At 67.7% G+C, this 22,958-nt stretch carries 20 protein-coding genes and 1 riboswitch; of the genes, 13 read left to right on the top strand and 7 right to left on the bottom strand.

Translation table 11 applies throughout. The features are described from left to right. Positions 1–210 precede the first annotated feature (210 nt). Together ACFOM8_RS15700 and ACFOM8_RS15695 are read left to right on the top strand one after the other, a co-directional pair. Positions 211–1,452 (top strand): AGE family epimerase/isomerase, encoded by a 1,242-nt coding sequence (locus tag ACFOM8_RS15700; RefSeq protein ID WP_377762935.1) that lies wholly within the window; start codon positions 211–213, stop codon positions 1,450–1,452. 71 nt (positions 1,453–1,523) lie between these two features. Next, the gene (locus ACFOM8_RS15695; protein ID WP_377762934.1) at positions 1,524–2,942 is read left to right on the top strand and encodes an alkaline phosphatase D family protein; all 1,419 of its coding nucleotides are present in this window, start codon (positions 1,524–1,526) and stop codon (positions 2,940–2,942) included. A 176-nt stretch (positions 2,943–3,118) separates the two neighbouring features. On the opposite strand, the gene ACFOM8_RS15690 is transcribed toward ACFOM8_RS15695, so the two are convergent. Continuing rightward, complete coding sequence (locus tag ACFOM8_RS15690; RefSeq protein ID WP_377762932.1) at positions 3,119–3,688, bottom strand: retropepsin-like aspartic protease family protein; 570 nt, start codon at positions 3,686–3,688, stop codon at positions 3,119–3,121. After that, on the bottom strand, positions 3,685–4,305 hold the full coding sequence (locus tag ACFOM8_RS15685; protein ID WP_377762931.1) for a MarC family protein: 621 nt from the start codon (positions 4,303–4,305) through the stop codon (positions 3,685–3,687). Before ACFOM8_RS15685 ends, ACFOM8_RS15690 begins: the two co-directional genes overlap by 4 nt. A 203-nt stretch (positions 4,306–4,508) precedes the next feature. Between ACFOM8_RS15685 and ACFOM8_RS15680 the strand changes: the two genes are divergently transcribed. The 6 genes from ACFOM8_RS15680 to ACFOM8_RS15655 all read left to right on the top strand — a co-directional run bounded on the left by ACFOM8_RS15680 (position 4,509) and on the right by ACFOM8_RS15655 (position 10,763). Beyond that, complete coding sequence (locus tag ACFOM8_RS15680) at positions 4,509–4,772, top strand: twin-arginine translocase TatA/TatE family subunit (protein ID WP_377762929.1); 264 nt, start codon at positions 4,509–4,511, stop codon at positions 4,770–4,772. 28 nt (positions 4,773–4,800) lie between these two features. Next, entirely contained in the window at positions 4,801–5,274 is a 474-nt protein-coding gene (gene tatB / locus ACFOM8_RS15675) for a Sec-independent protein translocase protein TatB (protein WP_377762927.1), read from the top strand. Continuing rightward, positions 5,275–6,123, top strand: coding sequence for a twin-arginine translocase subunit TatC (tatC, locus tag ACFOM8_RS15670; RefSeq protein ID WP_377762926.1), 849 nt, complete (start codon positions 5,275–5,277; stop codon positions 6,121–6,123). Beyond that, complete coding sequence (locus ACFOM8_RS15665; RefSeq protein ID WP_377762924.1) at positions 6,120–6,977, top strand: ATP-binding protein; 858 nt, start codon at positions 6,120–6,122, stop codon at positions 6,975–6,977. Before tatC ends, ACFOM8_RS15665 begins: the two co-directional genes overlap by 4 nt. A gap of 119 nt (positions 6,978–7,096) precedes the next feature. Next, a complete protein-coding gene (locus tag ACFOM8_RS15660) occupies positions 7,097–10,045 on the top strand; it encodes a hybrid sensor histidine kinase/response regulator (protein ID WP_377762923.1) in 2,949 nt (982 codons plus the stop codon). 38 nt (positions 10,046–10,083) lie between these two features. Continuing rightward, a riboswitch (FMN riboswitch) is annotated at positions 10,084–10,215 on the top strand. A 74-nt stretch (positions 10,216–10,289) separates the two neighbouring features. Continuing rightward, positions 10,290–10,763 carry a 6,7-dimethyl-8-ribityllumazine synthase gene (locus ACFOM8_RS15655; protein WP_377762921.1) on the top strand — a complete coding sequence of 158 codons (474 nt, stop codon included), beginning with the start codon at positions 10,290–10,292 and terminating at the stop codon, positions 10,761–10,763. A 273-nt stretch (positions 10,764–11,036) separates the two neighbouring features. On the opposite strand, the gene glmS is transcribed toward ACFOM8_RS15655, so the two are convergent. Continuing rightward, on the bottom strand, positions 11,037–12,854 hold the full coding sequence (gene glmS, locus ACFOM8_RS15650; RefSeq protein ID WP_377762920.1) for a glutamine--fructose-6-phosphate transaminase (isomerizing): 1,818 nt from the start codon (positions 12,852–12,854) through the stop codon (positions 11,037–11,039). Continuing rightward, positions 12,854–14,197: a bifunctional UDP-N-acetylglucosamine diphosphorylase/glucosamine-1-phosphate N-acetyltransferase GlmU gene (glmU, locus tag ACFOM8_RS15645; RefSeq protein ID WP_377762918.1), complete on the bottom strand. Its 1,344-nt coding sequence runs from the start codon at positions 14,195–14,197 to the stop codon at positions 12,854–12,856. Before glmU ends, glmS begins: the two co-directional genes overlap by 1 nt. A gap of 117 nt (positions 14,198–14,314) precedes the next feature. Here glmU and ACFOM8_RS15640 point away from each other — a divergent pair, with 117 nt between their 5' ends. Continuing rightward, positions 14,315–14,989 carry an HAD-IA family hydrolase gene (locus ACFOM8_RS15640; protein WP_377762917.1) on the top strand — a complete coding sequence of 225 codons (675 nt, stop codon included), beginning with the start codon at positions 14,315–14,317 and terminating at the stop codon, positions 14,987–14,989. 75 nt (positions 14,990–15,064) lie between these two features. On the opposite strand, the gene bfr is transcribed toward ACFOM8_RS15640, so the two are convergent. Then, the gene (bfr, locus tag ACFOM8_RS15635; RefSeq protein ID WP_377762915.1) at positions 15,065–15,550 is read right to left on the bottom strand and encodes a bacterioferritin; all 486 of its coding nucleotides are present in this window, start codon (positions 15,548–15,550) and stop codon (positions 15,065–15,067) included. After that, positions 15,498–15,791: a (2Fe-2S)-binding protein gene (locus tag ACFOM8_RS15630; RefSeq protein ID WP_377763013.1), complete on the bottom strand. Its 294-nt coding sequence runs from the start codon at positions 15,789–15,791 to the stop codon at positions 15,498–15,500. The genes bfr and ACFOM8_RS15630 overlap by 53 nt, the downstream gene beginning before the upstream one ends. Positions 15,792–15,909: 118 nt before the next feature. On the opposite strand from ACFOM8_RS15630, the gene queA reads away from it, so the two are divergent. The 4 genes from queA (at position 15,910) to ACFOM8_RS15610 (ending at position 22,163) form a co-directional block, all read left to right on the top strand. Beyond that, the gene (gene queA, locus ACFOM8_RS15625) at positions 15,910–16,956 is read left to right on the top strand and encodes a tRNA preQ1(34) S-adenosylmethionine ribosyltransferase-isomerase QueA (RefSeq protein WP_377762913.1); all 1,047 of its coding nucleotides are present in this window, start codon (positions 15,910–15,912) and stop codon (positions 16,954–16,956) included. Between the two features lie 80 nt (positions 16,957–17,036). After that, a complete protein-coding gene (locus ACFOM8_RS15620; protein WP_377762912.1) occupies positions 17,037–18,299 on the top strand; it encodes an MFS transporter in 1,263 nt (420 codons plus the stop codon). Between the two features lie 68 nt (positions 18,300–18,367). Further along, the gene (gene lpdA / locus ACFOM8_RS15615) at positions 18,368–19,759 is read left to right on the top strand and encodes a dihydrolipoyl dehydrogenase (protein WP_377762910.1); all 1,392 of its coding nucleotides are present in this window, start codon (positions 18,368–18,370) and stop codon (positions 19,757–19,759) included. 109 nt (positions 19,760–19,868) lie between these two features. Next, positions 19,869–22,163: a glycosyl hydrolase family 28-related protein gene (locus tag ACFOM8_RS15610; protein WP_377762909.1), complete on the top strand. Its 2,295-nt coding sequence runs from the start codon at positions 19,869–19,871 to the stop codon at positions 22,161–22,163. Between the two features lie 36 nt (positions 22,164–22,199). Here ACFOM8_RS15610 and ACFOM8_RS15605 read toward each other — a convergent pair whose 3' ends face one another. Then, entirely contained in the window at positions 22,200–22,700 is a 501-nt protein-coding gene (locus ACFOM8_RS15605) for a pyridoxamine 5-phosphate oxidase (protein WP_377762907.1), read from the bottom strand. Positions 22,701–22,958 lie beyond the last annotated feature (258 nt).

Genomic DNA, 22,958 nt, shown 5'->3' with positions numbered 1-22,958 from the left:
TGCCAAGAGCTTCACATAGATCAGGGCCGCTTTGCATCGAGGCACGCTCGATGCGGTTCCGACATCACGGCATGGATTGCCGTCAGAGGGGCCCGGTCCCGCTGAGGCCTGACGTGGCGAATCGTGGGCCGGGATGCAAGGGGGCGGCGGCAAAAAGATTGCGGATCGGGCGCGGTATCGGCACTTTCTCCAGTCAGACCAGCGAGGGGCATGATGGAACGGACGGATCTGGGGGGCGCGAACGGGGGCCATTGGCTGGAGGATCCGGCGCATCGCCGTTTCCTGGTCCGCGATGCCCGGCGCGCGCTGGAGCTTTTCGATGCAAGCGCCGGGGATCGGGGATTGCGGACGCTGGATCGGACGGGCCAGCCGGTGTCCGGGCCGCTGGAACTGCACGTGACGACGCGGCTGGTCCATTCCTATGCGCTCGGGCAGCTGGCGGGGCGGGCGGACCGGGCGGGGATCATCGACCGGGGAATGGACCTGCTGTGGCGCGGGCATCGCGACGCGCGGCATGGCGGCTATGTCTGGTCGCTGCGGGACGGCGCGGTGGCGGACGGCACGAAGCTGGCCTACGGCCACGTTTTTGTGCTGCTGGCGGCTTCCAGCGCCAGGATGGCGGGCCATCCCGATGCCGACCGGCTGCTGGCCGATGCCGCCCAGGTGCTGGAGGATCGCTTCTGGGACGAAGCCGCCGGACTGTTCCGCGACGAGTTCACCCGCGACTGGCAGGTCTTTTCCGCCTATCGCGGCATGAACGCCAACATGCACGGGGTCGAGGCGCTGCTGGCCGCCCATGAGGCCACCGGCGACGGCGAATGCCTGCGCCGGGCGGGCCGGATCCTCGGGTTCTTCATTGCCGGACAGGCGGCGGCGAACGGCTGGCGGATCCCGGAACATTACGATGCCGGCTGGCGGCCCGACCCGGACTACGAGGGCAATCCGATGTTCCGCCCGGCGGGCACCACCCCGGGCCATTCCTTCGAGATGGCGCGTCTGCTGCTGCAATATTGGGATCTGGCGGGCAGGTCCGATCCGCAGGCGCCCCGCCAGGCGCGGCTGCTGGTGGAAACCGCGCTTGCGGATGCCTGGCTGCCCCGGGGCGGGCTGGCCTATACGCTGGACGGCGGCGGGCGCGTGGCCCGGCCCGACCGCTACTGGTGGCCCGTGACCGAAGCCATCGGCGCCCTGGCCGCCCTGATCAAGCTGGATCCCCGGCCAGAAGACGAGACCTGGTACCGGCGCTTGTGGCGCTTTGCGGATGCCCGGCTGATCGACCACGACCATGGCGGCTGGTTTCCCGAACTTGGCCCGGACGACCGCCCCGCCACCGGCCAGTTCCAGGGCAAGCCCGACATCTACCATGCCTTGCAGGCGGATCTTTTCCCCCTGGTGCCGGGGCTGTCGCATCCCGGGCGGGCATTGATCCACACAAAGCCGCTAGGATCCTGATTCGGGGATGCAATCGGGGTTGAAGCGCCTATCTAGCGTCCCACCGGAACAGAAAGGGCGCGAACGGGATCATGACGGAAAAACAGGGTTTCGCGGGTCCGATCCTGCATTTTCGGGGCTGCGACGGCGCTGGTCTGCACCTTGCCGCGATCACCGTCCGCCCCGACGGGACCGGAGCGCCCGGCGCGGTCGAGACGCAGCGCGGCGCCGTCCCGCCGGTGCTTCTGGCCCGTGTCGCGGGACTGTCCGTCTGGCGCCACGACTTCACCCTGGCCGCGGGCGAACCCGGCTACCGTCTGGAGAACCGCGCCCATCCCGTGGCCACCCGGCTGGACGGCGACATCCGTATGGCCTTCGTGTCCTGCAATGGCGAGGAGAACGGCGACCTGGAGCGCGATTCCGCCGAGCGCAACCGGATGTGGGCGCGGTTGCAGGCCGACCATGCCCGCGCGCCCTTTGCCCTGCTGCTGCAAGGCGGCGACCAGATCTATGCGGACGAGGCGACGCGCGGCCATCCCCTGTCCCAGGACTGGCCGAAGCATGTCCCGGCCGACCCCTCGGCCGGGGATCTGGAGGATTTGGCCCGGCATCTGGAACGGCGCTTCGCCGAACGCTACACGATGGTGCTGGCGGCCGAAGGCTGCGCGGATCTGTTCGCCTCCGTGCCTTCGCTGTCGGTGTGGGACGATCATGACATCTGCGACGGCTGGGGGTCGCTGCCCGAAAGCCGCACCATGTCGGCGGTGGGCCGGACGCTGTTCGCCGTGGCGCGGCGGATGTATCTGCTGTTCCAGCACGGCGCGACCGAGGCGGACGTGCCCGCGCTGTTCCTGGATCCCGCGGGCCGCAACCTGGGCTGGCGGCGCGACCTGCCGGGCGTCACGCTGTGGGCGCCCGACCTGCGGTCCGAACGGAACCGCCATCGGGTGATGGGACCGGGCGGCTGGACCGCGGTCGAGGCCATGCGGCCCGGCGGCGATCACGTCTTCATGGTGTCCAGCGTGCCGCTGCTGGGGCCTCGGCTGTCGCTGCTGGAATCGCTGATGATGGCCATCCCCCGGATGCAGCATTACGAGGACGACCTGCGGGACCAATGGCAAAGCCACGCGCATCGCGACGAATGGCGGCGGATGCTGGGGCAGGTGCTGCGGATGCGCGAGACCGCCCCCCTTACGGTCCTGTCGGGAGAGATCCACCTGGCGACCCGGGCCGAGATGGGGCCGGAGGCCGCACGGATCCACCAGCTTGTCGCCTCGGGCATCTCGCACCGCGCGCCGCCCAAGGCCTATGCCCGCGCGCTCGGGCTGTTCGCGGGCCTGGGCGAGGCGCCGCTGCCGGGCCATCCGATCCGCATCAAGCCGCTGCCCGGCCAGCGGCACCGCTATGCGGCGGAACGGAACTACCTGACGCTGGACCGGAAGGCCGGGCGCTGGCAGGCGGTCTGGCATCTCGAGGACAGCGGGCCGACGCCGCCGCTGGACCTGGACTGATCGCGAGAACCGCGCAGCGCCATTTCCGTCCGAACCGCCGGGCGTGCTCGCGGGGCTGAACCGTCGCCAACGGCGCGGCCGCACGCGGGAAAGGGGAAAATGCTTGCCGCATTCCCTTTTTTTCCGCCCGTTCAGCCGCAGGACGGGGCTTCACCCCCCTGTTTTTCGCCCGGGTCTCACCGCTCCAGGATCAGCAGATCGCCTTCGAAACTCACCCGGGCGAAGGTGCGCAGATAGGACATGCCCAGCAGCGACCCGTCCAGTTCCGGGCCGATCACGTAGGCCCGGACGTTGCGGTCCACGATGTCGCCGATGGCGATTTCGTCGATGGTCACGGGGGCGGTCTGCACCCGGCCGTTCGCGGTGACGGCGGTTCCGACATAGGCCAGGTCATCCGGGTCCAGACCCACGCGGCGCGCGTCGGCCGGGCCAAGCGCGATCGAGGACGCGCCGGTATCGACCATGAAGCGCACCTCCTGCCCGTTCACAAGGGCGGTCAGGTGGAAATGGCCGTCGCGGCCCACCGGGATCTCGATCCGGCCGCCGTCCAGCACCTGCTGGCGCGGGGCGTTGCCCTGAAGCCACCAGTCGGCGGCCAGCGCGGCGCCCGCGAAGATGACCACCCACAGCATGATCTGGCGCAGGGCCCGGCCGCCCCGGCCGGCAAGCTCGAACACCATCGCGCCGCCGATCACCAGCAGCAGCACGCCGTAATAGACCAGTTGCATCGTGTCGTCGCCGGTCACGGGAACAGCCCCGATCCCTTCAGCCCGTCGATGACGAACTGGACCGACAGCGCGGCCAGCAGCATCCCCAGCAGGCGGGTGACCACCATCACGCCGGTCCGCCCAAGCGCGTTGGCCAGGGGGGTGGCGATCACGAACAGCGCCATGGCGATCACCAGCACCGACAGCATCATCCCGTTCACCATGACCATGTGGCCGATGCCCGGCGCCTCGCCCGTCAGCAGGATCATCGTGGCAAGCGCGCCCGGCCCGGCCAGCAGCGGCATGGCCAGCGGAAAGACCGACGGATCGTGGTCCGGGGGATCGCCCTCGCCCTGATGCTCGCGCCGCTGGGTGCGGCGTTCGAACAGCATGTCGAGCGCGGTCAGAAACAGCAGCAACCCGCCCGCGATGCGAAAGGCGGAAATCGAGATGCCGATGGCGGCCAGGATCGATTCGCCCGCCAGTCCGAAGATCATCATCAGGACCGCGGCGATCACCAGCGCGCGAAAGCCGATGCGGCGGCGCTGCGCGGCGGACATGCCGGGGGTCAGGGCGATAAACACCGGCGCCAGCCCGATCGGGTCGATCACCACGAACAGCGTGACAAAGGCGGTGACATAGGGCGACAGGTCCATGCCGCCTTATGGCCTGCACGCCCGGCTCTGCCAAGCCGGGCGGCCGGGGGCAGCCTTGTCAAAATACCGTCAGTTTGTCGCAGATTGATGACGAGGGCCGCGAATCGTGGCAGTTGGGGTTTCGCTGCGGCGGCCAAGGGCCTATATTCCGCAGATTGGCTTATCCCAGGTCATTGGCCTGACTCTGGAACTGGAGAACTGGAATGCACGCACCGTCCCCCATGGCACTGCTCGTCATCGCCATCGTGGTCCTGGTCCTGTTCGGCCGCGGCAAGGTTTCCTCGCTGATGGGCGAATTCGGCAAGGGCATCACCGCCTTCAAAAAGGGGCTGAACGACGGCACGTCCGAGTCGAACGCCGAACGCAACGCCGCTCTCGACAAGCCGGTCCAGCCGATCCAGCCCGTTCAGCCCGTTCCGGGAACCGAGGCGCGCGACGTGACCCCCTCGAGCGAACCCCGCGTCTGATCCCGAAAACCGGGCAGGGGGGTCCTGAATGCTGGATGTCGGGTGGAGCGAACTGCTGCTGATCGGCGTTGTCGCGCTGGTTGTCATCGGCCCCGAGGATTTGCCGAAGCTGTTTCATACCCTGGGCCGGATCACGGCGCGGGCGCGCTCCATGGCGCGCGAATTCACCACCGCCATGGAGGATGCCGCCAAGGGCAGCGGCATCGGCGACGTGTCGAAGGATCTGAGGGATCTGAAGTCCCTGACCTCGAAGAAATCCCTGGGTCTGGACGCGCTGGACCGCGCCGCCACGCGGTTCGAGCAATGGGATCCCAAGGCCAGCCTGGACAGAACCGCGCGCGCCATGCCCGACCCGGCCGCGCCTGCGGCCCCTGCGGATACCCGGCCCGTTGACGCGCCCCCCGCGCCTGCCGCATTGCAGGCGGCGAACGACCCCGCGGCGGCCGCCGACAGTTCCCGCCGCATCGCCGGGGTCCGCCGTTCGGACATGAAGGACCGCTAAGTGGCATCGCAAGACCTCGACGAGCTGGACGACAGCTCGGCCCCGCTGATCGAGCACCTGAAGGAGTTGCGGACCCGGATCATCTGGTCCGCGCTGGCCTTCGTGGTGGCGATGATCCTGTGCTATGTGGTCTGGAACCCGATCTACAACTTCCTGACCCAGCCGATCTGCGCGGCGTTGCAGGACCGCGGCCAGGAATGCGGCCTGATCCTGCTGAAGTTGCAGGAAGGCTTCACCGTCGCCATCCGCATTTCCTTTTTCGGGGGCTTCATGCTGGCCTTTCCGGTGATCGGATACCAGCTGTGGCGCTTTGTCGCCCCGGGCCTTTACCGCAGCGAAAAGCGGGCCTTCCTGCCCTTTCTCGTCGCCTCGCCCGTGATGTTCGCGCTTGGCGCGGCCTTCGCCTATTACGTCATCCTGCCGATGGTGTTCACGTTCTTTCTGGGTTTCCAGCAGGGGCCGCTGGCGCTGCCGGACGATCCCGACACGGCGCAGGGGGCCTCGCATCTGGCGGGAATCGTGTTCCAGGGCTCGGTCAGCGAATACCTGAACCTGACCACGCGCTTCATCCTGGCCTTCGGGCTGTCCTTCCAGCTTCCGGTCGCGCTGGCGCTGATGGGCCGGGCGGGGCTGGTCTCGGCCGAGACGCTGGCCAGCACGCGCCGCTATGCCATCGTCATCATCCTGGTGCTGGCGGCCTGCCTGACGCCGCCCGACGTGGGCAGCCAGCTTGTGCTGTTCTCGGTCATCTACGGGCTTTACGAGATCTCGATCCAGATCGTGCGGCGCATCGAGAAAAAGCGCGACGCCGAGCTGCGCGCCGAAGGACTGCTGGACGACGGCGAATGATGCGCGACCTGTCCGATACCGACGCCCTGGCCCGCATCGCCGCCGCGCTGGAGCGCCTGGCCCCGCCGCCCGTTGCCGCGGCCAGCTTCGCCGAAGCGGCGGCCTATGTCTGGCACCCCGATCCCGACCGGCTGGAGCCGGTCGAAACGGTCAGCCGCGTCGATCTGGTGCAGCTGATCGGCATCGACCGGGCCAAGCGGATCCTGCTGGACAACACGCTGCAATTCGCGCGCGGCTTTGGCGCCAACAACGCGCTGCTGTGGGGCGCGCGGGGGATGGGCAAGTCGTCCCTGGTCAAGGCCGTCCATGCCGAAGCCGTGGCCCAGGGCCTGCCGCTGGTTCTGGTGGAGATCGCCCGCGACGACCTTGGATCGGTGGCGCGGCTGCTGGCGATCTTGGGCCGCGCGGCGGACAAGCGGTTCCTGCTGTTTTCCGACGACCTGTCCTTCAGCCACGACGACACGCAGTACAAGTCGCTCAAGGCCGTGCTGGACGGGGGCATCAGCGGGCGGCCCGCGAACGTGATCCTTTATGCCACGTCGAACCGCCGCCATCTGATGCCGCGCGACATGATCGACAACGAACGCGCCACCGCCATCCACCCGGGCGAGGCGGTCGAGGAAAAGGTGTCCCTGTCCGACCGCTTCGGGCTGTGGCTGGGCTTTCACCCCTGTTCGCAGGACGAATACCTGGCGATGGTGCGCGGCTATTGCGACGCTTATGGCCTTGCCATCGGCGACGACGCACTGCGGGCCGAGGCGATCGAATGGCAGGCCACGCGCGGCGGCCGGTCGGGCCGGGTGGCCTGGCAGTTCTTCACCGACCTGGCGGGGCGTCACGGAATCGCGGTCTAGGCGCCGGACCGGGGCCTTTCGCGCCATGCGATTTAAAAGAATGCACCCCACGTCGCGCCTTGCGGCTTGCCTGATCCATGCCTAGGTTCCGGCGATTCCTTTCTGACCATCGGTGCGACATGACGACTGAACAGCTTTCCCGTTCGTGGCCCGTCGGCGGCGGCGTTTGCGGCGAGCTGGTGCGCAGGTTCGACTGGTCGCAGACCTCGCTTGGCCCGGTCGAGACATGGCCCCGGCATCTGCGGATCAAGGTCAATTCGCTGGTCAACTCTCCGATCCCGCAGGTTCTGATGTGGGGGCCGGATCACGTGATGATCTACAACGACGGCTATGCCGAGATCGCGGGAAACTATCATCCGCGCGCGCTTGGCGGCACCGTGCCCGCCGTCTGGCCCGAGATCTGGGACTGGAACCGCCGGATCCTGGAAAGCGGCCTGCGGGGCGAGGTGCAGGCCTTTCGCGAACAGCCTCTGGTTCTGAACCGCAACGGCACACCGGAGCATGTGGTTTTCGACCTGTTCTACGCGCCGATCTACGACGAGGACGGCGCCCGGGTCGATGGCGTCCTGTGCACCGTCCTGGAAATCACCGGCACCGTCCGCGCGCGAGAGGCCCTGGCCGAAAGCCGGGCCGAGCTTTACCACCTGTCCGACGCGCTGCCGATCCTGGTGGGCTTTCTGGATCGCTCGCTGGTGTTCCGCTTTGCCAACCAGTGCTTTCTGGACGTGTTCGGGGTCAAGCGCGAACAGGTGATCGGCCAGCGGATTTCGGACATCCTCGGCCCCGATCAGGGCGCCCTGCCGCAAGACATGCTGAACCAAGCCCTTGCGGGCGAGACGGTGAATGTCGATGCCATGGTCCGCCTGCCCGGCGACCGCCCCCGCAGCTTCGAGATGCGCTGCCTGCCGCGCAAGTCGGGCGACGGGCGGATCGACGGCGTTTACATGATCCTGATCGACATCGAGGACCGCAAGAAGACCGAATTCCAGCTGCGCGAAAGCAACGACCGCTTTCGTGCTGCCGTGGACGCGATCCACAGCATCCTGTGGACCAACAGCGCCGATGGCCGCATGGTGGGCGAACAGCGCGGATGGGCGGCCCTGACCGGGCAGGAATTCGACGACTATCAGGATTATGGCTGGTCCGAGGCGGTTCATCCCGACGACCGCGCCGAAACCATCGAGGCCTGGCAGCGGGCGCTGGACGCCCGCTCCACCTTCGAATGGGAACACCGGGTGCGCTGCGCGGACGGCGAATACCGGATCTTCGCGATCCGCGCCGTGCCGACGCTGAACGCCGAAGGGGCCGTCACCGAATGGGTGGGCGTCCATACCGACGTAACCGAGCAACGCATGGGCGAGGCGCAGTTGCAGGCCCAGGCCGAGGACTTGCAGCGCCAGATCACCCACCGGCAGCGGGCCGAGGACCAGCTGCGCCAGCTCAACGAAACGCTGGAAGCGCGCGTCCGCGACGAGATCGAGCGTCACCGCACCACCGAACAGGCGCTGCACCGGGCCCAGAAGATGGAGTCCATGGGCCAGTTGACCGGCGGCGTGGCGCATGATTTCAACAATCTTCTCCAGGTGATCGCGGGCAATCTTCAGATGCTGTCGAAGGATGTCGAGGGCAACGACAAGGCGGGCCAGCGGGTCGAGAACGCGCTGTCCGCCGTGGCCCGCGGGGCCAAGCTTGCCAGCCAGCTTCTGGCCTTCGGACGCCGCCAGCCGCTGGAGCCTCGGGTCATCCAGCCCAACCGGCTGGTGAACGAGATGGACGAGTTGCTGCGCCGCTCGCTGGGCGAGGCGATCGAGGTCGAGGTGATCGTGCCCTCGAACCTGTGGAACATCTGCGTGGACCGGGCGCAGCTGGAAAGCGCGCTGCTGAACCTGGCGATCAACGCGCGCGACGCCATGGACGGCCCCGGACGCCTGACCATCGAGATGAGCAATGCCCAGCTTGACGCCACCTATGCCGAGGCCGCGGGCGATGTCGCGGCGGGGGATTACGTGATGCTGGCCGTGACCGATACCGGCTGCGGGATGGCGCCCGACGTGCTGGAGCGGATCTTCGATCCGTTCTATTCCACCAAGCCCGAGGGACGCGGCACGGGACTGGGCATGTCGATGGTGTACGGGTTCGTGAAGCAGTCGGGCGGCCATGTCTCCGTCTACAGCGAGCCGGGCGAGGGAACGACCGTGCGCATCTATCTGCCCCGCTCTGACAGCGAGGAGGAAAGCGACGCGCCGCAATATGACGGTCCCATCACCGGCGGAACCGAAACCGTTCTGGTGGTCGAGGACGACGAGGCCGTGCGCACCACCGTGGTCGATCTGCTGGGTTCGCTAGGCTACAGGGTGCTGACCGCGCGGGACGCGCAGGCGGGGCTGGCGGTGGTGGAAAGCGGGCTGCATATCGACGTGCTGTTCACCGACGTGGTGATGCCCGGCACCCTGTCCAGCCGCGAGATGGCCCGCCGCGCGCAAGAGATCCTGCCGGGGCTCGGGGTGCTGTTCACCTCGGGCTATACCGAGAATTCCATTGTCCATGGCGGTCGGCTGGATCCGGGGGTGGAGCTTTTGTCGAAACCCTATCCGCGCGAGGCCCTGGCGCGCCGGTTGCGCCACGTCATCGCCAACGCCCAGCAGGCCCGCAAGGCGGCCGAGGCCCTGCGCGCGGCGCAACCCGCACCCGAACCCGCGCCCGCCCACGAACGGCCCGTGTCGATCCTGCTGGTCGAAGACAACGCCCTGATCCGCGCCGACACCGCCATCATGCTGGAGGAGATGGGCCATTCCGTCGCCCAGGCCGGCAAGGCCGCCCCCGCGCTGGAGCGCCTGAAGGGCCAGGGCTTCGACCTGCTGCTGACCGACCTTGGCCTGCCCGACATGAACGGCAACGACCTGGCGCAGCGCGCGGTCGAGGTCCAGCCGGGGCTGGCGGTGGTTTATGCCACGGGCGACAGCCACCTGCCAGCGGGCTGCCCCGCGCAAACCGTCCTGTTGTGCAAGCCCTACGGCGAGGACCAGTTGCGCGCCGCGGTGCAGGAGGCGCTGGCCCGCATCGGCTGAGGCCCTCTTGGCGGCGGGGGTGTCCTGTGCTATCCAGGGGCCGTTCTCAGGGCGGGGTGCAATTCCCCACCGGCGGTCACAGCCCGCGAGCGCCCATCGGCAACGGTGGGGTCAGCAGATCCGGTGGAACTCCGGGGCCGACAGTATAGTCTGGATGAAAGAGAACCGTGGCCGCGCCGTCCCATGGCACGGTCATGGCTCGTGTCCTGGGACCATACGCAAGTCAACGTAAGGTTCCTGAAAGATGACCCATAAGACCCCCCGTATCGCCTTCATCAAGGCCCGCTGGCATTCCGATGTCGTGGACCGCGCCCACGATGGTTTCCTGGCCGAACAGCGGCGCCTGATTCCCGGCGCCGAAGTCGTGGCCTATGACGTGCCTGGCGCCTTCGAGATGCCGCTGCTGGCGAAAAAGCTGGCCCAGACCGGCCGATTCGACGCCGTGGTCGCCGCCGCACTGGTGGTGGACGGCGGCATCTACCGCCACGATTTCGTCGCCACCGCCGTCGTGACCGGCTTGATGAATGTCGGGCTGGAAACCGGCGTGCCCTGCTTCTCGGTCTCGCTGACGCCGCACAACTATCAGGAAACCGAGCTGCTGACGGGCTTTTACCGCGACCACTTCGTCAAAAAGGGCGCCGAGGCCGCGAATGCCGTCCACCAGATGCTGGAGCTTGAGGCCCGCATCGCCGGCGAAGGCCGCGCCGACGTGGCATAAGGGCGAAAAAGGCGCGGGCCTGTCCCGCGCGCCTTCCGTCATGCGATCGGCGAAGGCCATGGCCCTTGCGACGCGTCGCGCCGGGTGCCGTTCCTGCCGCCGGGCCTTGCGGGGACGGCCTGCGCCCGCCGCCACGCCGGGGCCGTTGTCCGGTTGTCGCCGGCAAGGAACCGTCGGACCTTTTCCAGGGCGCGTTCCGCCATCTGGCGGGTGCGCGCCTTCCGGGGGTCGGGCGGCGCCGTATCCGGTCCCGCCCGGCAGGGCGCGGATCCGTTATTCCACCGTCACCGATTTCGCCAGGTTGCGGGGCTGGTCCACGTCGGTGCCCTTGGCGACCGCCGTGTGATAGGCCAGATACTGCATCGGGATCGCATACAGGATCGGCTGGAACACCCCCCCGCCCGAGGGCATCCGCAGCGTGGCCTGCACCCCGTGGCCGGCCGCCGAAAGCCCGGCCTCGTCCGACAGCAGCAGGATCGGGCCGTGGCGGGCCATCACCTCCTGCATGTTCGACACGGTCTTTTCGAACAGCGCGTCGTGGGGCGCCAGCACGACCACCGGCACGTCGCGGTCGATCAGCGCGATGGGGCCGTGCTTGAGTTCCCCCGAGGCATAGCCCTCGGCGTGGATATAGCTCAGCTCCTTCAGCTTCAGCGCGCCTTCCAGCGCCACGGGATACAGCGCGCCCCGGCCCAGAAACAGCACGTCGCGGGCCTGCGACAGCCATTCCGACAGCGCGCGGCAGTCGTCGGACAGATTCAGCACCTGCTGCATCAGGCCGGGAACGCTGCGCAGGTCCGCCAGATGCGCGGCCAGAACCGCGTCGTCGATGCGGCCCCGGTCGCGGGCGGCCTTCAGCGCCAGGATCGCCAGAACCGTCAACTGGCAGGTGAAGGCCTTGGAGGAGGCCACGCTGACCTCGATTCCCGCGCGGGTGGGCAGGGCGATGTCGGAATCGCGCGCGATGGCCGAGGTGCCGACATTCACCAGCCCCACGGTGCGGGCGACGTGATCCTTGGCGTAATGCAGCGCGGCCAGCGTGTCGGCGGTCTCGCCGGACTGGCTGACGGCGATGAACCAGCTTCGGGGCGACAACGGCGGCTCGCGATAGCGGAACTCGGACGCCACGTCGATGTCGCAGGGCAGGCCCGCCAGTTGCTCGAACCAGTATTTCGCGACATGGCCCGCCAGATGCGCGGTGCCGCAGCCGACCAGGCTGATGCGGTCCACGTCCCGGAAGTCCAGCCCCTCGGGCAGCACGATCCGGCCGTCCTTGACATAGTGGGTCAGCACGTCGCCGATCACCACGGGCTGTTCGGCGATCTCCTTGGCCATGAAGTGGCGATAGCCGCCTTTGTCGATGGCCGTGGCGCCCGTGTCGATGCGGGCCTCGATCCGGTTGGTCTGGTTGCCCGCCGCATCGAAGATCCGCGCCCCCGCGCGGGTCAGGACGGCGTGGTCGCCGTCCTCCAGATAGGTGATGCGGTCGGTAAAGGGCGCCAGCGCCACGGCGTCCGATCCCAGGAACATTTCGCCGCTGCCATGGCCGATGGCCAGCGGGCTGCCCTTGCGGGCGGCGATCATCAGGTCTTGCTCTCCGTCGAACAGAAAGGCCAGGGCAAAGGCGCCCCGCAGGCGCGCCAGCGTGCTGCGCGCGGCCTCGAGGGGCGATGCGCCCGCGTTCATGTGATGGGCGGTCCACAGCGCCACGGTTTCGGTGTCGGTTTGCGACTGCGGCTGGATGCCGAGGGACGCCAGCTCGTCGCGCAGTTCGCGGAAATTCTCGATGATGCCGTTGTGAACGACGGCCACGGGGCCGGACTGGTGGGGATGGGCGTTCGCCTCGGTCGCGGCGCCGTGGGTGGCCCAGCGGGTGTGGCCGATGCCGATATGGCCGGGCAGGGGGTCGTGGACCAGCCGGTCGGACAGGTTGACCAGCTTGCCCACGGCGCGGCGCCGGTCCAGCCGCCCCCGGGCGTCAACGGTGGCGACCCCGGCGCTGTCGTAGCCGCGGTATTCCAGCCGCCGCAGCGCATCGACCAGTTGGGGCGAAACCTCGTGAGAGCCCAGGATTCCGATGATGCCGCACATCAGCGGGCCTCCTTCTTCGCGCGCAGGGCGGCCATCAGGCGGGTGGCGAGGCCGGGCTTGTTCGCCTGCCGGGCGCGCCCCAGGGCCAGGGCGCCGTCGGGCACGTCGGCGGTGATCACGGAACCCGATCCGGTCATGGCGTCATGGCCCACGCGCACGGGGGCGACCAGCATCGTGTCGCTGCCGATAAAGGCGCGGGCGCCGATCTCGGTCCGGTGCTTCATCACGCCGTCATAGTTGCAGGTCACGGTGCCCGCGCCGATGTTGCTGTGTTCGCCCACATGGGCGTCGCCCAGATAGGTCAGGTGGCCGACCTTCACGCCTTCGTCCAGCACGGCGTTCTTGATTTCCACGAAGTTGCCGACATGCACGTCGCCTCCCAGTTCCGCGCCGGGGCGCAGGCGGGCGAACGGCCCGACGGTGGCGCCGGACGAGACATGGCAGCCCTCCAGGTGGCAGAAGGGCAGGATCTCGGCCCCCGATTCCACCGTGACGCCGGGGCCGAAAACGACGTTGGGGCCGATCACCGCATCGCGCCCGATGGCCGTGTCCAGCGCGAACCAGACGGTCGAGGGATCGCTCAGCGTCACGCCGTTCTCCAGCGCCCGCCGGCGGGCGCGGTCCTGAAAGGCGGCCTCGGCCCCGGCCAGTTCGGTCCGGGTGTTGATGCCCAGGGTTTCCGCCTCGTCGCAGGTGACGACATCGGTGCTGCGGCCTTCGGCGCGGGCCAGCGCCACGAGGTCGGTCAGGTAGTATTCGCCCGACGCGTTCTGGTTGGTCAGCCGCACGATCAACTGCCGCAGCAGCGCCGCGTCCAGCGCCATGACGCCGCTGTTGCACAAGGCGATACCCCGCACCGCCGCATCGGCATCCTTGTATTCGACGATCCGCTCTAATCCCCGGTCGGTGACGATCAGACGGCCGTAGCGGCCGGGATCCTCGGCCTCGAAGCCCAGAACAACCAGATCCGCGGGATGGGCGGCCAGCGCGGCCAGCGTGTCCTCGCTGATAAAGGGGGTGTCGCCGTAAAGAACGACCACCTTGCCCTCGAAGCCCTCAAGCTCGGGCAGGGCCTGGCGGACGGCGTGGCCGGTGCCAAGCTGTTCGGGTTGCAGCACGATGCGCGCGTCCGGGTCGATCCTGCCCACGGCCTTGGCCACCAGGTCGGCGCCATGGCCCGCGACCACGATCACCTGTTCGGGCTCCAGCGTGCGAGCGACGGCCAGCGCATGTCCGACCAGCGGCATCCCGCCCAGCCGGTGCAGCACCTTGGGCAGGTCCGACTGCATGCGGCTGCCCTGACCGGCCGCCAGAACCACGATCGCCACCGGCTTCTCTGCCATGTCTGTCCCCAGCATCTGTTCCAATTCGTTGCCGGGCGTTCTAATCGGGACAAGGCGCGCAGGGAAGGCCCGGCGCATTCACCTTTGGTGTCGGATCGTTACGGAGGAAAGCGGCGCATGGCGGGAACGGTGGTCTTCGATCTGGACGGCACGCTGGCCGACACCTCGGCCGACCTGATCGCGGCGGCGAACGCCTGCTTCCGGGCGCGCGGGATCGAGGTCGCGCTGGACCCGGTCGCCGACGCGCTGACGGCGTTTCACGGCGGGCGGGCCATGCTGCGGGCGGGCTACGGGCGGATGGGCGCGGACCTGCTGCTGCCGCCGGGGGCCGAGGACGAGGATTATCCCCGCCTGCTGGACCATTACGGCGACAACATCGCCGTTCACACGAAGCTTTATCCCGGGGTCGAGGCGGTGCTGGACCGCCTCCGGGCGGACGGGCACGTCCTGGCCGTCTGCACCAACAAGCCGGGCGGCCTGGCCGAAACGCTGCTGCACGCCCTTGGCGTGCGGGACCGCTTCGCGTCGGTGATCGCGGCGGACACGCTGCCGGTCCGAAAGCCCGATCCGCGTCCCTACCGCGCGGCGGTCGAACGGGCGGGGGGCAGCGTGCCCGCGTCGTTTCTGGTGGGCGATACCGAAACCGACCGCAAGACGGCGGCGGCGGCGGGGGTCAGGGTGGCGCTGGTGTCCTTCGGTCCCGAGGGCGAGGCGATTTCCCGCCTCGCGCCGGACGCGCTGATCGGGCATTTCGACGAACTGCCCGATCTGGCGCGGCGCTGGCTGGGATAAGCGGGGCCAAGCGGCATTCAGGCCTGCGCCGTTTCCGATGCCCCCGCGCGCGTGTCCGCCGAATGCCGGTCCGCCTTATTCCGCCTTGTCCGCGGGCTTGGCGTTCAGCTGGCCATAGTTCTGGGCGCCGATCGTCTCGTAAAGCTGGATCTGGGTTTCCAGGAAGTCGATATGGCCTTCCTCGTCCTCGATCAGATCGTCGAACAGCGCCTTGGACACCTGGTCGTTGATGCTGGAGCAGTATTCCCGCGCTTCCAGATACAGGGTGCGGGCGTCGTATTCGGCGGCCAGGTCGGCATCCAGGGTTTCGCGCAGGGTCTGACCGATGCGCAGCGGATCCAGCTTCTGAAGGTTCGGATGGCCTTCCAGGAAGATGATTCGCTTGATCAGCCGGTCGGCGTGGTGCATCTCCTCGATGGACTCGGCGCGCGACTTCTCGGCGATATGGCCGAAGCCCCAATCTTCCTGCAAACGGTAATGCAGCCAGTACTGGCTGACGGCGGTCAGTTCAGACCGCAGCGCCGCGTTGAGATAGTCGATGACCTTTGCGTCGCCCTTCATGGTGGGTGTCCTTTGCGATATCTGATTTTGCCCGCAAAATCGGCGGGGCCACACCCAGATTATCGCAGTGACGCATGGTGTCCAGAAAGAGCGGCATGCATCCGCCGCAATCGGCGCGCTTGCCGAGCGCGTGATAGATCTTTCCCGGCGTGATGATCGTCTGGGGGTCCGCCGTTCTCATCCAGTCGATGGCCGCCTTGATCTCATGATCCGAGATTTGCGTGCAGTGGCAGACAATCATCACGAAGCTCCTGTTCCAAGGAAAGTTAGCGATTCTGTCGGAAATGTAAAGCTGACTTTTTTGCTTGGTGACCGCTGCGGCTTGACGCAGGGGCGCGGGGGGCGCAGAAGCGGCGCCCATGAAGCTGTCCGATTTCGATTTCGACCTTCCCCCGGAACTGATCGCCACGCGCCCGGCGCGCCCCCGCACGGCGGCGCGGCTGCTGCTGGCCCAGGGGGCCGGGATGGACGACCGGCGCGTCGGCGACCTGCCCGAGATCCTGCGCCCGGGCGATGTGCTGGTTCTGAACGACACCAAGGTCATTCCGGCGCGGCTGACCGGCACGCGCAGCCGCCGGACGCCGCAGGGCGAGGCCGTGGCGCGGATCGAGGTGACGCTGCTGGAACCCGCCGCCGACGGCTGGCGAGCGCTGGCGAAACCCTTGCGCAAGCTGCGCGCGGGCGAGGTGATCCGCTTCGGCGAGGCCCTGTCCGCCGCCGTGGCCGACATCGGGGACGGCGAACTGCGCCTGCGCTTCGACGCCCAGGGCGACGCCTTCGATGCGGCGTTGCAGAAGGTGGGCGCGATGCCGCTGCCGCCCTATATCGCCGCCCTGCGCGCGCCCGACGACCAGGATCGGCAGGATTACCAGACCGTCTGGGCCGCCCGCCAGGGCGCCGTCGCCGCGCCCACCGCCAGCCTGCATTTCGACGCCGCGCTGCTGGACCGGCTGGCGGCCAAGGGGGTCGAGTTCGTCCATGTCACCCTGCATGTCGGCGCGGGCACCTTTCTTCCGGTCAAGGTCGAGGACGTGACAACCCACCGGATGCATGCCGAATGGGGCGAGGTCGGCGCGGATGCCGCCGCCGCCCTCAACCGCGCCAAGGCCGAAGGCCGCCGCGTGATCCCGGTCGGCACCACCGCGCTGCGGCTGATCGAATCGGCCGCCGAGGCCGACGGCACGGTCCGCCCCTTCGAGGGAACAACCGACATCTTCATCTATCCCGGCTACCGCTTCCGGGTGACGGACGGTCTGATGACCAATTTCCACCTGCCGAAATCGACGCTGCTGATGCTGGTTTCGGCGCTGATGGGGCAGGACAGGATCAGAAAGATCTATGCCCATGCGGTTCGGACGGGATACCGCTTCTTCAGCTATGGCGATGCGTCGCTGTTGATCCCGTAGGGTCGCTTTACGGGTGGCCCCTTTCCGCCAGATGGGCCACAGATGGCGGCGGACCGCGACTCTCTGGAACGGGACTTCCGATGCTTTCCGTGCTGCGAACGACATGGCCGCTGTTCCTGGGCATCCTGCTGCTGATGGTCGGCAACGGGATGCAGGGAACGCTGCTGGGCATCCGGGGCGGGCTGGAAGGCATTCCGACCTTGCAGATGTCGGTGGTCATGTCGGGCTATTTTGCGGGCTTTCTGCTGGGCAGCCTGACGGTGCCCGGCCTGATCAAGAACGTGGGCCATGTGCGGGTCTTCGCGGCGCTCGGCTCGATGATCTCGTCGGTGCTGGTGCTGTATTCGGTGGAGCCGAACTGGATCTGGTGGACGGCCCTGCGCTGCGTGATCGGCTTCTGCTTCTGCGGGGTCTATATCGCGTCCGAAAGCTGGCTGAACGCGGGATCCACCAACGAGAACCGGGGCCAGACGCTGTCGGCCTACATGATCGTGCAGCTGCTGGGGATCGTGGCGGCGCAGGCGCTGCTGAACACCAGCGATCCGGGCGGATACACGCTGTTCATCGTGGCCTCCGTGCTGGTGTCCTTCGCCTTTATGCCGATCCTGCTGTCCGCGCGTCCCGCCCCCCAGTTCCAGACGATCAAGCGCATGACCTTCCGCCAGCTTTACCGCGCCTCGCCGCTGGGCTGCGTGGGGATCTTCCTGATGGGAGGGGTTTTCGCGGTGCTGTCGGGCATGTCGTCGGTCTGGGGGGCGACCGTCGGGCTGTCGGTCGCGCAGATCTCGCTGTTCGTGGCGGCCAGCTATGCGGGCGGGCTGGTGCTGCAATATCCGATCGGCTGGATTTCCGACCGCTACGACCGGCGCAAGCTGGTGCTGATGCTGGCCGCCGTGGGGGCGCTGACGGGCATCGCCGCCATTGCCGTGCAGCCGGGCACCCTGGGGCTGGTGGTCGCCGGCGCGCTGATGGGCGGCATCGCCAACCCGATCTACGCGCTGCTGCTGGCCTATACCAACGACTACTTGGACCAGGCGGACATGGCGGCGGCCTCGGCCGGGCTGTTGTTCATCTATGGCATCGGATCCATGGGCGGGCCGGTCATCACCGGCTGGCTGATGGAGCTTGTCGGCCCCGACGGCTTCTGGGTCTACATGTCCGTGCTGCTGGCGATGCTGACCGCCTATGCCGCCTGGCGCACCACTCGCCGCCGGGCGCTGACCCCGGACGAGCAGGGCAATTTCGCCGTCATCACCCCCAATGCCACAACCATCGCGGTCGAGGCCGCGCTGGACGACAAGCAATCCGATCCGGCCCTTCGGCAGTCTTCCGGCGCCGCGTGACCGGGCTGCTTGTCCCCCCTCCACGATTGGTTTAACGCTGAACTATCGTGATCTGACGGGGGAAGCCTATGGCCCAGAATTTCGACATGGTGGTGATTGGCGCCGGGCCAGGCGGCTATGTCGCCGCGATCCGGGGCGCTCAGCTGGGCCTGAAGGTGGCCTGCGTCGAGCGCGAGCACCTGGGCGGCATCTGCCTCAACTGGGGCTGCATCCCCACCAAGGCGCTGCTGCGTTCGGCCGAGGTGTTCCACCTGATGCACCGCGCCAAGGATTTCGGGCTGTCCGCCGAAGGGATCGGCTTCGACCTGGAAAAGGTCGTGGCCCGGTCGCGCGGCGTGGCCAAGCAGCTGACCGGCGGCATCGGGCATCTGTTCAAGAAGAACAAGGTCACCACCATCATGGGCGAGGCGCGGCTGGTGGCGCCCGGCAAGATCAGCGTCAAGACCGACAAGGGGACCGAGGAAGTCACCGCCAAGTCCATCGTCCTGGCGACCGGCGCCCGCGCCCGCGAACTGCCGGGGCTGGAGCCGGACGGCAAGCTGGTCTGGAACTACAAGCACGCGCTGGTGCCGCCGCACATGCCCAAGAAGCTGCTGGTGATCGGGTCGGGCGCCATCGGCATCGAATTCGCTAGCTTCTTCAACACGCTGGGCGCCGATACCACCGTGGTCGAGGTGATGGACCGCGTTTTGCCGGTCGAGGATGCCGAGATCAGCGCCTTCGCCAAGAAGCAGTTCGTCAAGCAGGGCATGAAGATCCTGGAAAAGGCCACGGTCAGGAAGCTGGACCGCAAGGGCGCGACCGTGACCGCCCATATCGAGACCGGCGGCAAGACCGAGACGCAGGATTTCGACACCGTGATCTCTGCCGTGGGTATCGTCGGCAATGTCGAGAACCTGGGGCTGGAAGACCTGGGCGTGAAAGTGGACCGCACCCATGTCCTGACCGACGAATACTGCCGCACGGGGGTCGAGGGGCTGTATGCCATCGGCGACGTGGCGGGCGCGCCCTGGCTTGCGCACAAGGCCAGCCACGAGGGCGTGATGGTGGCCGAACTTATCGCGGGCGGGCATCCGCATCCGGTCAAGCCTTCCTCCATCGCGGGCTGCACCTATTGCCACCCGCAGGTGGCAAGCGTGGGCCTGACCGAGGCCAAGGCCAAGGAACTGGGCCACGAGGTCAAGGTGGGCCGCTTCCCCTTCGTGGGCAACGGCAAGGCCATCGCCCTGGGCGAGCCCGAAGGCATGATCAAGACCGTCTTCGACGCCAAGACGGGCGAGCTGCTGGGCGCGCACATGGTCGGCGCGGAAGTCACCGAACTGATCCAGGGCTATGTCGTCGGGCGGCAGCTGGAAACCACCGAACAGGATCTGATGGAAACGGTGTTCCCCCATCCCACCCTGTCCGAGATGATGCACGAGGCGGTTCTGGACGCCTATGGCCGGGCGATCCATTTCTGACGGCCGTTGCGCGGGGCCGGGCTGCAACGCCCGCCCCGTCAAGGCCGCGTTAACCGTCTGGTAACTATCCCTTCACCCATGCGCCTGCCGCGGCTGAAGGAGATAGGTCATGAACATCGCGATCACCAACGGGCTTTTGCTGATGCCGCCCGCTTTCCGGGGCGGGCTGAACGCCTGGTCCATGACGAACGGGACGCCGGGCAGCGCCACCTGGGCCTCGGCCGACAATGGCGCGCTGGTTCCGGCGGACCAGGATTTCGGCACCTGCCTCGAGGTGATGAAGCAGCAGACCACCACCAGCATCCGCTTCATGGGCGAGACGCCGATGATCCCCGGCGTCTATCTGCGCGTCTCGGCCCGCGTCAAGGCGGTGGCGGGCGCGCTGTGTTCCGCGCGCATCGCCGGCTGGGCGGGCAACGGGTCGCGCGCCCATGTGGACGGCCTGGTCGAGGTCGGCCCCGCCGTGCCCCTGACCGCCTATGGCGAGGCGATGGAAATCAGCGCCATTGTCGGCGTCGGATCCCGGCCGGGCGTGGACATGGCCTGGGGCACCGCGCCGGTGTATGGCCATTTCGGGCTGGATCTGGTCGGCGCCAACGGCGGTGCCTTCCGCATAGAATCGGTGCGCATCGAGGACGTGACATCGGCCTTCATCCCCTCGCTGATCGACTGGGTGGACGTGCGCGACTATGGCGCCAGGGGCGACAACGTCACCAACGACCGCGCGGCCTTTGTCGCGGCCGACCAGGCGGCCAAGGGCGGCTGGATCTTGGTGCCCGAGGGGACGTTCTTCATCAGCGGCGACCTGGGGCTGAACAGCAAGGTCCGCTTCAAGGGAACGATCCGTACGCCCGACGCCACCAGCGTCTCGTTTCTGCAAAGCTACAACTTTCCCACCTACGCCGATGCCTTCGGCAGCGAGACGCTGGGCATGAAGAAGGCGCTTCAGGCCCTGTTCGGCTATACCGACCATGTTTCGCTGGACCTGTGCGGCCGCCGCGTCGATCTGGAGGAGCCGCTGGTCGTGGGCAGGCTCGCGCCGGACCTGACGGGGTTCTCCAACCGCCGCGTGATCTGCAACGGCAGCATCAGCGCCAAGGCGGGCACCGCCTGGGACGACGGCAAATGGACCAGCACGGCCACCTACGACCCCGCGCAGCCGCTGCGGCTGTCGGGCGTCGCCAATGTCGCCGCCATCGAGATCGGCAGCCGCGTCATCGGCAACGGGGTGGGCCGCGAGGTTTACGTGAACGCCAAGGATGTCGCGGCCAAGACCCTGACCCTGTCGCAGCCCCTTTACGGCGGGGCCGGAACGCGCAGCTATACCTTTGAACGGTATCGCTATCTGTTCGACTTTTCCGGCGTCGAGCAGATCTCGCGGCTGAACTTCGTCGATCTGGACCTGAACTGCGAGGGGGTGGCCAGCGGCATCATGCTGCCCCCCAAGGGCGAGATGATCGCGCTGCGCGACTGCTACGTGACCAAGCCCAAGGACCGCGGCATCACGTCCATCGGCCGGGGCTGCCAGGATCTGCTGGTGGACCGCTGCCAGTTCCTGTCAAGCGAGATGGACCTGCCCGCCCAGCAGCGGACCACCATCGCCATCAACGTCAACGCCAACGACGTGAAGATCCGCGACAACCGTTTCGTCCGGTTCGCGCATTTCATGGTGGCCGACGGCGGCGGGCACATCATCTCGGGCAACCACTGGTTTCAGGGCGACGGTTCGGGCGAAGGGCTGCGCTATGCCGGACTGGTGCTGACCCAACCCAACGTGCAGACCACGGTGACCGGCAACTACATCGACAACGCCTCGATCGAGTGGACCAACGAACACAGCGCCGAGCCGAACTTCACCGGGTCCGAGTTCAGCTTTGGCGGGCTGACGGTCACCGGCAACACCTGCCTGTGTTCCAACACCGCCGCCTGGTTCACCTGGCTGACGGTCAAGCCCCATGGCACCGGCCACTTCATCCACGGGCTGACGGTCACCAGCAACGTCTTCAAGGCGCTTTACGGCAATGTCGACCGGATCGAGCGGGTCGATACCTCGATCGCGGATCTGAACTACAACAACATGCGCAACCTGCAATTCGAGGGGAACACCTTCAACGGGATCAACAGCTATGTCGCGAACCCGCTGATGTTGCAGCACAACCAGGCTTCGGCCGCGGCCAGCTGGACGCTTCCGGTGATCGAGGGGCTGCCCTTCAAGGGATGGGCCAAGTCGGTCCAGTCGGTGATCGCGGAATCGGCCATCGTCGATGCCGCCGGAACGCGCGTGGATGCCGCCCCCTGGGTCCAGACCGAGATCGGCACCACCAGGCGTCAGATCCGGCTGAACTGGCCCTCGGGGGTCAAGGGCAAGGTGTCCGTCTATGCCCGGATGGACCGCCCGCAATAAGGCGCCAAACCGCCGCGGCCTTGTCGCGGCGTTTCTTCATGTAAGGACAGGATCGGCGCCAGGATCGGCGCCAAGATCGGCCGGCGTCAACCGGAACGCCGCGCCGAACCCTGCGTTCAGGAACGCCGCTTGCGGCGTCAGCCGCCAGAACCGGAAATCGGGCAGGTCGATGAAGACCGCCGCCTTGGGATGCGCGCCAAGCCAGCGGTCGCGCAGCCCGCCGGGATCGTCGATCGCCCGGGCCACGATCCGCAGGGACAGGCGCGGCCAGATCATCGGGTCGCCGCGGCCGTTCTGCGTTTCCACCAGCAGCGCCCCGCGCGGATCGGCGGCCAGCGCCCGGCTGTGGACCGCCAGCCCCGACAGCAGCGCCAGGGGCGCGCCGTCCGGGCCGATCTGGCAGGCGATCTTCGACAGATGCGGGTGGCCGGTGTCCGGGTCGTTGACCGCCAACACCGCATGGCGCATCGCGGCCAGCATCCGGCGCGCGCGCTGGCGGGCCTCGTCATCGGCGGCGCGGATCGGATCCCTGTTCATGCGCAAAGGCTGCCGTTCCGGCGCGGTCTTGGCAAGCTTGTGAATAATTTACATTTCCGCATCGAAAATCGTGAATTTGTTTTCAAGATTATTGTTTTTAAAAAAGCACTTAACAGAAAATCTGGAATGTGATTAACATCGTTTTCGAGGACCGAGCGCGCCTGCGGGCCGCTGCCGGGCTGCTGCCGGGCGGCGGCGTGGCGGGCGGGGCGGGTCAGGGCGGGTTGCGGCGGCGGGGCCAGGAGGGGACGATGAGCC

The sequence above is a fragment of the Paracoccus angustae genome (genome assembly GCF_042648745.1).
GTDB classification, from domain to species: Bacteria; Pseudomonadota; Alphaproteobacteria; order Rhodobacterales; family Rhodobacteraceae; genus Paracoccus; species Paracoccus angustae.
The sequence above is the reverse complement of the archived record's forward strand: the minus strand, read 5'-3'. Positions and strand labels throughout refer to the sequence as shown.